General features: G+C 35.9%; 10 protein-coding genes. 4 read left to right on the forward strand and 6 right to left on the reverse strand.

Annotation, left to right across the window (positions count from 1 at the left end; translation table 11 throughout):
- Positions 1-280 precede the first annotated feature (280 nt).
- Both EKM05_RS07620 and pyrE read right to left on the reverse strand, forming a co-directional pair.
- Positions 281-673: an SRPBCC family protein gene (locus tag EKM05_RS07620; RefSeq protein ID WP_126460566.1), complete on the reverse strand. Its 393-nt coding sequence runs from the start codon at positions 671-673 to the stop codon at positions 281-283.
- 33 nt (positions 674-706) lie between these two features.
- Positions 707-1,348 (reverse strand): orotate phosphoribosyltransferase, encoded by a 642-nt coding sequence (pyrE, locus tag EKM05_RS07625; protein ID WP_126460569.1) that lies wholly within the window; start codon positions 1,346-1,348, stop codon positions 707-709.
- A gap of 7 nt (positions 1,349-1,355) precedes the next feature.
- On the opposite strand from pyrE, the gene EKM05_RS07630 reads away from it, so the two are divergent.
- Positions 1,356-1,958 carry an NUDIX hydrolase gene (locus tag EKM05_RS07630; RefSeq protein WP_126460572.1) on the forward strand — a complete coding sequence of 201 codons (603 nt, stop codon included), beginning with the start codon at positions 1,356-1,358 and terminating at the stop codon, positions 1,956-1,958.
- A 155-nt stretch (positions 1,959-2,113) separates the two neighbouring features.
- Here the strand turns inward: EKM05_RS07630 and EKM05_RS07635 are convergent, their stop codons facing one another.
- Complete coding sequence (locus tag EKM05_RS07635; RefSeq protein WP_126460575.1) at positions 2,114-3,844, reverse strand: M14 family metallopeptidase; 1,731 nt, start codon at positions 3,842-3,844, stop codon at positions 2,114-2,116.
- Positions 3,845-3,994: 150 nt separating this feature from the next.
- Here EKM05_RS07635 and EKM05_RS07640 point away from each other — a divergent pair, with 150 nt between their 5' ends.
- Positions 3,995-5,341, forward strand: a complete 1,347-nt coding sequence (locus EKM05_RS07640) for a DEAD/DEAH box helicase (protein WP_126460577.1) — start codon at positions 3,995-3,997, stop codon at positions 5,339-5,341.
- A gap of 219 nt (positions 5,342-5,560) precedes the next feature.
- Here the strand turns inward: EKM05_RS07640 and EKM05_RS07645 are convergent, their stop codons facing one another.
- The 3 genes from EKM05_RS07645 to EKM05_RS07655 all read right to left on the reverse strand — a co-directional run bounded on the left by EKM05_RS07645 (position 5,561) and on the right by EKM05_RS07655 (position 7,817).
- Positions 5,561-6,139: an alkylphosphonate utilization protein gene (locus EKM05_RS07645; RefSeq protein ID WP_126460579.1), complete on the reverse strand. Its 579-nt coding sequence runs from the start codon at positions 6,137-6,139 to the stop codon at positions 5,561-5,563.
- Between the two features lie 146 nt (positions 6,140-6,285).
- The gene (coaD, locus tag EKM05_RS07650; protein WP_126554451.1) at positions 6,286-6,741 is read right to left on the reverse strand and encodes a pantetheine-phosphate adenylyltransferase; all 456 of its coding nucleotides are present in this window, start codon (positions 6,739-6,741) and stop codon (positions 6,286-6,288) included.
- Between the two features lie 107 nt (positions 6,742-6,848).
- Positions 6,849-7,817: a D-alanine--D-alanine ligase gene (locus EKM05_RS07655; RefSeq protein WP_126554453.1), complete on the reverse strand. Its 969-nt coding sequence runs from the start codon at positions 7,815-7,817 to the stop codon at positions 6,849-6,851.
- A 119-nt stretch (positions 7,818-7,936) separates the two neighbouring features.
- Here EKM05_RS07655 and EKM05_RS07660 point away from each other — a divergent pair, with 119 nt between their 5' ends.
- Positions 7,937-8,557: a PASTA domain-containing protein gene (locus tag EKM05_RS07660; RefSeq protein ID WP_126460585.1), complete on the forward strand. Its 621-nt coding sequence runs from the start codon at positions 7,937-7,939 to the stop codon at positions 8,555-8,557.
- A complete protein-coding gene (locus EKM05_RS07665) occupies positions 8,547-9,587 on the forward strand; it encodes an RluA family pseudouridine synthase (protein ID WP_126554455.1) in 1,041 nt (346 codons plus the stop codon). The genes EKM05_RS07660 and EKM05_RS07665 overlap by 11 nt, the downstream gene beginning before the upstream one ends.
- The last annotated feature ends 158 nt before the right edge of the window (positions 9,588-9,745 follow it).

Here is a 9,745-nt window from a genome sequence, read left to right on the forward strand (position 1 = left end):
TGGTTTTAATTGCGCTAATGACTCAATCGTTACTCTTTAATTGGGGTCAGTAATTGGCATGGCAGTTGGTTTTTGTCTTTGGTTAACGATAATATAAATTTAAAACACACAAATAACGTTATGATAATCAGTAGTTTATATATGTTAATATTAATATTTTCCGCCCATAACAAACTAAAAAAACTTGATAAAATGACAATTTCTTATTAAAAAAAAAGTCTCTTAGTGTATACTGAAAGACTTTTAAAATATTATTATATTGTTACTACTTAAACAGTTTTTACAATTTATTCATATTGGCTGCTAAAGTTTCTATAAATTTTCCAATTGGTCCTTTTATCATCATGGCCATCATAGGGTTAAATTCTCCTTCAAAATCAAGTTTTACAGCACTGGATTGCTCTGTTATAGCCTCAATATTTGCTATAAGAGTAAATGGAAGTTTGTCACTTGCAGCTCCCAAAACAATTTTTACAGGCGCTACTTTTTCTTTCATTTTAAGTTTGATTTCGGGCATGCCTTTTAATCCAAAAATAAATGCATCATCACCAATAACCTCAAATTTAGCAATGTTTTCAGGCATTAGTTTTTCAAAATTTTTTACATCGCTTAATAAACCAAATAATTCTTGAGCGGATTTGGGTACAGTAACTTTTGGACTTTCTAAGTTCATGTTTTGTAGGATTTTGTTTTTATTTTTTTAAACTTAAATGTTCCAGGTAGACGGATTTACATTCCATTCTCTTAAAGTTTGTTCTTCTTCTTCAGTAATGTATCTTTTGGCTACAGCCAAATTTAATAAATTTTGATAATTGCTTAAAGTGTATAAATCCACATGTGCGCTCTTGAAATTAGTTTCAGCTACATCAAAACCATACGTAAATATCGCGGCCATGCCCTTGACATTGGCTCCTGCTTCGCGCAACGCTTCCACAGCAAGTAAACTACTGTTTCCGGTACTGATCAAATCTTCCACCACTATTACATTTTGCCCTTTTTGTAAAAAACCTTCGACTTGATTTAGTCTCCCGTGTTTTTTAGGTTCCGGACGCACATATACAAACGGGACTCCTAAACTTTCAGCAACCAGCATACCAATTCCTATTGCTCCAGTGGCTACACCGGCAATAACATCTGGTTTACCAAATTGTTTCTGAATATTCTTAGAAAATTCATCCCGGACATAATTTCGTACCGCTGGAAATGAGAGTATTAATCGGTTGTCACAATAAATAGGCGATTTCCATCCAGAAGCCCATGTAAAAGGATTTCTTGGATTCAATTTAATTGCATTTATTTGCAAAAGAAATTCGGCTGTTTTTTCGGCTGTATCTTTATTAAAAATCATAGTACAAATGTATAAAGTTTTTGTTAACGACAAACCACTTTTTTTAACAAATCATATCTCCAAGGAGACCGATTTTCAATTATTTTTGCTAGAAAGCATTGATATAGAGCAACTTATAGTAAAAATCTTTCAAAATAAAATTAATAAAGCCTATTTATACCATCCGGATGAAAGCTTGATTATGAAGACTTTGAAAGCAAAAATCCCGGTTACTAAAGCAGGAGGTGGCTTGGTGTACAATAAAAAAGGAGAAGTCTTATTCATTTTTAGAAACGGAAAATGGGATTTACCCAAAGGAGGAATCGAAAAAGGAGAGGAAATTGGGGATACTGCTATGCGAGAAGTAGAGGAGGAAACCGGAGTAAATGGCTTGACAATTTCCCATAAACTTCAAAAAACGTATCATGTTTTTAGACGTAACGGCAAGTACAAACTAAAAATTACACATTGGTTCGAAATGCAATCTGATTTTGAAGGAACACCTCATGGACAATTAGAAGAAGGAATTGATAAAGTAGCCTGGATGAATCCGGAGCAAATTAAGGAAGCTTTGAAAAATTCCTATGAAAATATAAAATTATTATTTGAAGAAGAAAAGCACTTGAGATAGTACTTCATTTTGTCAAAAGATAAGCTGATTGAACAGTTTTGAACTGATTTTTAAATTGGCATAGTAAGTTAAACACTAATTTCACTAATTTCCACGAATTAATCTGTGGGAATTCGTGAAATTTGTGTGTAATAAACATTTTAACGAGCGTTTTTTTATTTTAAAACACGATACACAGGATAGCGTAAATGTGCCTTTTCATAATAAACGGAATGTTTGTAGATCCAGTCCAGTTGCGCTTCCGGATTATTGATAAAGGTAACGTCACTTTGTTTTTTTAAATCAAATTCGGCTTTTAATTTTGGATTATCTTTCAAAATTTGTGTTGCAGAATCTTCAAAAACATAATCGGAATACCCTTCTTTTTGTTGTAGCAGCGTGTCGAAAAAATTCCAATTGAAAAAAGAATCGACGGCCTCTGGTTCCAATGTTTCCAATAGGTATTTGATTCCCTTTTGTTGTGTAGGAATAACGTAATCCCCTTTGGCGAAAGCCACTTTCTCCATTTTAGCGGTTACCGAAGTGTTTCGGTGTAAATAATGACCTTCGTATGCGGAACTTGCCGTTTTGAAATCCGCAATCCTGTAGCTTTCAACTTCAATTATTGTGTCCTTTTTTAATTGGCGATAGGAGATCGTATTGCTCTTTAATAATTCAATTACAGGCCAAAATCCTCTCGGAATTATATACGCTTCTGGTATTATTATCTCTTTTACCGATTTAAATTCCTTATTGTACGGAATATCTTTTTTGTACGGTTTTGTTTGGTCATAAAACAAACGGTTTCCGGAGGTGACGTCGCTTTTTTTGTAACTGGCTTCATAGCCTAAAAACGAAAAAGGAATCGTTTTTGTACTGTCAATTTCCCATTTTATCGTGTACGATTGTTGTGGTTTATACTGCTCTTCATTTTTTAATCGCAGTTGTTTGATTTTTTTGTAATTAGCATCTGTAAAATCAATTGCGGAACGCATGTATTCGTAAGTTACTTTCACCCGATCCACATAATTTTTTAGCATGTGCGTTTCTACCACAAACCCAATGGTGTTGAACAATGAAGTATAACCGGTTGCAAATCGTGGACTCTCAAAAAACTGACCAAAACCTTTGTCTGGTGTGTCCTGAAAAGCATTGACATAAGGCGTAGTTTCGATATTCTTTTTTTGTAAATCTTCGACCAAAGCAGGCATCATTTCAGTATTTAAAAAATTCCCTAAAATAGTTCCTAGTTTATTATGTTGGGTCATAATATACGTCAGTTTGTATTGGTAATCCGCGCCATTGCTGACGTGATTGTCAATAAAAACATCTGCATTTACTTTATGGAATATTTCTACAAAGCTTTTCGTGTTACGGGTGTCTGATTTGATAAAATCTCGATTCAAATCGTAGTTTCTGGCATTGCCACGAAAACCATAGATTTCAGGTCCGTCCTGATTGGCTCTTGAAGTGGAGTTTCTGTTTAAAGCGCCGCCAATATTGTACACCGGAATACAAACGATAATGGTGTTTTTTGGCACTTTTATTTTGCCTAACGCTAAATCTCTAAACAGTTGCATGGAAGCGTCAATTCCGTCCGGTTCCCCCGCGTGAATTCCGTTATTAAGCAGAATTACCGCTTTGTTTTTTTGGATGGTTCCAAAGTCAAATTGCTGTTCCGGATTAAAAATAACCATGTGCAAAGGCTCACCACTATCCGTTAAACCCATTTTTTGAATTTCGATAGTAGGGAAATCATCCGCCAGAAGTTTGAAGTACGCAATTGTTTCTTGGTAAGATGCCGATTGATTTCCATTACCTTTTTCGAAAAAAGTATCGTATTTATTGTTTTTTTGTGCAAAAGCACTGATGGAGAATAGTAAAAAAAGGAATGTGAAAAGTCTCATTTTTCGGTTTTTTAAATGGAATATCAAATGTAGCTTTTTTTAGACAGCTGTAGATATGAATGTAAGAAAAGGAAATACCCGATTGAAAAAGAATGAAAATACAAAATTCATAACTGAGAATTAAAAATTACCTTTGTCCAAATAAAAAAAATGAATAAGAAACACCATTCCAATAATATACTTTCGAATTTAGGCATCGAAAGCCTGAACAAAATGCAGGAAGTAGCACAAGATGCAATCTTGAATGATAATAATATTTTATTACTTTCGCCAACAGGTTCCGGAAAAACTTTGGCTTTTTTGTTGCCGATTTTAGAAATGTTACAACCCGAAATTCAATCGGTTCAATGTTTAATTTTGGTTCCTTCACGCGAATTAGGATTGCAGATTGAGCAGGTTTGGAAAAAAATGGGAACCGATTATAAAGTAAATGTGTGCTATGGCGGACACTCCATCGATACCGAAATTAAAAACTTAAGTAATCCTCCAGCAGTTTTAATAGGAACTCCGGGAAGAATCGCGGATCATATCGACAGAGGCACTTTCCGTGTGGATAAAATTCAAACCTTGATTTTGGATGAGTTTGATAAATCGTTGCAATTGGGTTTCCATGAACAAATGTCTTTTATAATTGGAAAATTAACGAAACTCAATAAACGCGTTTTGGTTTCGGCCACTTCCGATATTGAAATTCCACGATATACAAGAGTCGTAAACCCGACTATTTTGGACTTTATTCCAGAAAACGTGGCCGAAACGAATCTTTCGATGAAAATGGTCGTTTCGAAAGAAAAAGATAAAATAGGAAGTTTATTCAACTTGATTTGTTCGTTGAAATCACAATCGGCAATTGTTTTTTGTAATCATCGTGATGCTGCAGAGCGCATCAGCGATACGTTGAACGAAAAAGGAATTTATGCCACGTATTATCATGGCGGAATGGATCAGGACGAAAGAGAACGCGCCTTAATCCAGTTTAGAAACGGAAGTGTAAGTTATCTAATCACAACTGACTTGGCTGCTCGTGGACTCGATATCCCTGAAATGAATCATGTTATTCATTATCATTTGCCATCTAAAGAAGACGAATTTACCCATAGAAACGGGCGTACAGCACGTATGCTAGCTTCTGGTACGGCGTATATTATTGCTCATGAAAGTGAGAAAAAAATGGATTACATCGATTACGGAATGGAAGCTTTGAAAGTGGAGAATTCCACTTCATTGCCAAAACCACCTGAATTTCAAACGATTTACATCAGTGGTGGAAAGAAAAATAAATTGAATAAAATTGATATCGTAGGTTTCTTTTCCCAAAAAGGGAAATTAGAAAAAGACGATTTAGGATTAATTGAAGTGAAAGATTTTATCTCATTTGCAGCGGTGAAATTCAATAAAGTGAAAGATTTACTTCACGCCATCAAAGACGAAAAAATGAAAGGCAAGAAATTCAAAATCGAAGTCGCTCGAAAAGTGATTAAGAAAGAAGAGGAGTAGTTTTTTAGTGTTCAGTTTTGAAAAGTGTTCAGTGTTCAGTCCTGAAGCTTCTGGGTTAGTTATCCGTAAAATAATTGACAATAAAAAAATCGTTAAAGGTAAATTAAATTTACTGTTAACGATTTTTTGCTTTAATGAAGTATCTGATTACACTTATTTCTGACCACTGAATTTTTTTATCAACTCAGGTACTGATCATTAAAAACTGTCAACTGACCATTATATTTTCTTAACGTATTGTGTAATAATGACAATAGTCTGGCCGTCTACTTTACCCTCAATATATTCGGCATTTTCATGATCCAGTCTGATGTTACGCACTGCAGTTCCTTGTTTAGCTACCATGCTTGAACCTTTTACTTTCAAATCTTTGATTAAAACTACTGAATCTCCAATTTCAAGAATCACGCCGTTACTGTCACGGTGAATGACTTTGTTCTCCTCTTCTTCGCCTTCACCTGTTGCTTGTGCCCAAGCCAAAGTATCTTCGTCTAAATACATTTGGTCTAATAATTCTTGAGGCCATCCAGAACCACGCAAACGGCTTAACATTCTCCACGCGACAACTTGTACGGCAGTATGTTCACTCCACATGCTATCATTTAGACATCTCCAATGATTTAAATCTACGGTATCCGGATTTTCAATTTGGTCAATACAGGTGCTACAAGCCATGATGTTTTCCTCAATCCCTCCTTTTTTGGTAGGCAATACCTGGTACACTTTCAGGTTCTCAGTTGCGCCACAAAGTTCACATTTTGACCCGCTGCGTTTGCTTAATTCTCTTTCTATACTCATGTTTAACGGCTTTTATTTTTGGCAAAATTACGGATTATTGCCTCGTTTTACAAGTTATATTGGGACTGTTTATTTGTCAAGTCGAGCGCAGTCGAGACCTATCCATTAGTATCGACTGCGCTCGACTTGACAAAATCGCTTTAAAATTATTTTACTCGGACTGCATCGGGAACAAGCATTTCATATTGCCCGTTGTTGCGAATTACATCTCGTACAATACTGGAGCTGATGTACGACGTTTTTGCAGCGGTCAATAAAAACACAGTTTCAATTTTTGATAACCGACGATTCGTGTGCGCAATTGCTTTTTCAAATTCGAAATCAGCAGGATTGCGCAAACCGCGAAGGATAAAATTAGCGTTTATTTTGTGGCACAGATCAATCGTCAAACCTTCATAGGTAATCACGGAAACTTTTGGTTCGTTTTTGAAGGTTTCCTCAATGAATTGTTTTCTTTCTTCGAGGGAAAACATATATTTTTTTTCGGCATTGATACCAATGGCAATAACGATTTCATCAAATAAGGAAATGCTTCTTTTGATGATGTCTTCATGTCCTAAAGTGATGGGGTCAAATGAACCTGGAAATATTGCTTTTCTCATTTATTTTTTCTGTTTTGTCATTCTGACAGCGGAGGAATGACATTATTTGAATGTATTCCTTTGTTTAAATGACACGTTTGTTTAGTATTTAAGAATTAAGTGATTTATTACAAAGCCAGTTCTATCGTATTTGTAAACAAATCTTCCAATGAAATTCCGGCGGCTTTGGCTTGTTGCGGAATCAAACTTTCCGTTGTTAATCCCGGAATGGTGTTCATTTCCAACATGTGTGGCTCTCCGTTTACCAATATAAATTCGCTTCGGGAAAAACCTTTCATTTTCAGGACTTCATATGCACGTTTAGCAATTTCACTCACTTTTTGAGTCATTTCATCCGAGATTCTCGCTGGAGTGATTTCCTGTGATTTACCCAAATATTTGGCTTCATAATCGAAGAAATCATTGTCTGAAACAATTTCAGTTATTGGTAATACGGTTACTTTTCCTTTATAATTGATTACTCCTACAGAAACTTCGGTGCCATCCAAGAAGCTTTCTATGATAATTTCGTTGTCTTCTTTGTAAGCAACTTCTATTGCAATGGGCAATTCGGCAGCAGTTTTTACTTTGGAAATGCCAAAACTAGAACCGGCTTTGTTGGGTTTTACAAAACAGGGCAAACCTACTTTAGCTACAATTTCGTCCGTATTGATACGGTCACCTTTGTTTAAGTAATAGGAAGTGGCTGTTTTTATGCCGTATGGTTTTAAAACTGATAATAAATCGCGTTTGTTGAACGTTAATGCTGCTTGGTAATAATCGCAGGAAGTTTGCGGAATATGCAATAATTCAAAATAGGCCTGCATTAATCCGTCTTCGCCTGGTGTTCCATGGATGGCGTTGAACACACAGTCAAAAGTGATTTTTTTACCATCAACAGTTACTGAAAAATCATTTTTATCGATAGTGAATTCGGCATCATCAGCATCAACATAAACCCATTTTTCTTTGAAAATATGGATTCGGAATCCGTTGTATTTTGTTTTGTCCAGAAATTGATATACGACGTTTCCGCTGATAAGAGAGATTTTATACTCGCTGGAATATCCGCCCATGATGATGGCAATGTTTTTCATTATATACGTTTAATCGGTTAAACGTTTAATCGATTGACCGACTAAACGAATTCTAAACAAAATTATCATTTTTTTTGAAACGAAATAGCTTTATCTTTGCCAGATATAAAAATAAATTTATGAGTTTACGTAAGTATCTTACCAGCCGTGTTTTCTTTGTTCAAATACTAATTGCACTTGCCATTATTGTCGCTTTGGGTTATTTATTTATGCATTGGTTGACTTTTACAACAGATCATGGACATGAAATTACCGTGCCGGATTTGCGTAAGTTGACAGAAGAACAAGTCGAGGAAAAACTGAATGAGCTGGATTTAGATTATGTACTTTTAGACAGCGTAGATTATAGAAGTGATTTTCCGCAATTTAGTGTAGTTAAGCAAGATCCAACGCCCGGTACGAAAGTAAAAGTAGGACGAAAAATATATATTAAAATAAATACTTCGGGATTTTCATCGGTTCGTATTCCGGATTTAGTCAATAAAACGTATCGCGAAGCAGTACCTACATTGAAAGCTTTAGGACTTGAAGAAGGAGAAATTACCTACGTTCCCAATCTTGGAAAAGACATGGTGCTGGAAATGCGTTTCAAAGGCAGAAACCTGAAAGCAGGGGACAGAGTCTTAAAATCCTCCAAAATCGACTTGGTTTTAGGAGACGGAAAAATGAGTTATGAAGAGACCAGTGCTGCAGATACACTGGCAACACCAATAGAAGAAATACCAGTTGATGAACAATAATAGTGATACAATAGATTTAGAAGACGAGTTATTTGAACATTTTAGATTTGAAGTTCCTAAAGGACAAACGTCTTTGCGGATTGATAAATATTTGATGAGTTTGATTCAAAATGCAACTCGCAATAAAATACAAATTGCGGCGACCGATGGCAATATTTTTGTAAACGATGCCACCGTAAAGTCGAATTACAAGGTAAAAGCCCATGATGTAGTTCGGGTGATGCTTACGCATCCTCCTTATGAAAACCATATTATTCCGGAGAATATTCCGCTTGATATTGTGTATGAAGACGATACTTTGTTATTGATCAACAAATTGCCAGGAATGGTAGTGCATCCCGGTCATGGGAATTACACCGGAACTTTAGTACATGCTTTGGCGTATCATTTTGATAATTTGCCAATGAACAGCAGCGAACGTCCCGGATTAGTGCATCGAATTGACAAAGACACTTCTGGTTTATTAGTGATTGCTAAAACCGAAGCGGCTATGACACATCTTGCCAAGCAATTTGAAGCTAAAACTTCCGAAAGAGAGTATGTGGCTTTGGTTTGGGGAAATGTAGTCGAAGAAAAAGGAACGATTGAAGGAAACTTGGCACGTCACCTTAAAGACCGCATGCAGATGGCGGTTTTTGCTGATCCGGAAATAGGGAAGCCAGCCGTGACGCATTACAAAGTGTTGGAGCGTTTTGGTTATGTTACTTTAATTTCATGCCAACTGGAAACCGGGAGAACGCACCAAATTCGGGCACACTTGAAGCACATAGGACATCCTTTATTTAATGATGAGCGGTATGGCGGTCATTTGATTTTAAAAGGTACTACGTTTACAAAATACAAACAGTTTATTGACAACTGTTTCAAAGCATTGCCAAGACAGGCTTTGCACGCTAAAACATTGGGTTTTGTTCATCCTACAACCGGTGAGATGCTGCGTTTTGATACGGAACTTCCGCAGGATTTGCAGGACTGCATCGAGAAATGGAGAGGCTATTCAAAGTCACATAGTACGGAGGAAGAGGAATAAAACAGGAAAAGCCCCAGAGATTGGGGCTTTTTTTGTTTCTAGTCTGAAAGTCTGGACTTAGAGTAATTGTATAAGTTAATTTTAAGTACATGACAAAAAGCAAAACAGATTGTTTTCCAAAGATTTGAATCCTGTTAAAAGAAATTTTGACAAGTAAT

Origin of the sequence: Flavobacterium sp. GSP27, from assembly GCF_003970395.1 — a bacterium.
In the GTDB taxonomy this organism is placed as follows: domain Bacteria; phylum Bacteroidota; class Bacteroidia; order Flavobacteriales; family Flavobacteriaceae; genus Flavobacterium.

Excerpts from the sequence above, each read along its gene's own strand:
- EKM05_RS07620 (WP_126460566.1), bottom strand. The coding sequence starts at position 673 with ATGAACTTAGAAAGTCCAAAAGTTACTGTACCCAAATCCGCTCAAGAA.
- coaD (WP_126554451.1), bottom strand. The coding sequence starts at position 6,741 with ATGAGAAAAGCAATATTTCCAGGTTCATTTGACCCCATCACTTTAGGA.
- pyrE (WP_126460569.1), bottom strand. The coding sequence starts at position 1,348 with ATGATTTTTAATAAAGATACAGCCGAAAAAACAGCCGAATTTCTTTTG.
- EKM05_RS07660 (WP_126460585.1), top strand. The coding sequence starts at position 7,937 with ATGAGTTTACGTAAGTATCTTACCAGCCGTGTTTTCTTTGTTCAAATA.
- EKM05_RS07665 (WP_126554455.1), top strand. The coding sequence starts at position 8,547 with ATGAACAATAATAGTGATACAATAGATTTAGAAGACGAGTTATTTGAA.
- EKM05_RS07640 (WP_126460577.1), top strand. The coding sequence starts at position 3,995 with ATGAATAAGAAACACCATTCCAATAATATACTTTCGAATTTAGGCATC.
- EKM05_RS07645 (WP_126460579.1), bottom strand. The coding sequence starts at position 6,139 with ATGAGTATAGAAAGAGAATTAAGCAAACGCAGCGGGTCAAAATGTGAA.
- EKM05_RS07635 (WP_126460575.1), bottom strand. The coding sequence starts at position 3,844 with ATGAGACTTTTCACATTCCTTTTTTTACTATTCTCCATCAGTGCTTTT.
- EKM05_RS07655 (WP_126554453.1), bottom strand. The coding sequence starts at position 7,817 with ATGAAAAACATTGCCATCATCATGGGCGGATATTCCAGCGAGTATAAA.
- EKM05_RS07630 (WP_126460572.1), top strand. The coding sequence starts at position 1,356 with ATGTATAAAGTTTTTGTTAACGACAAACCACTTTTTTTAACAAATCAT.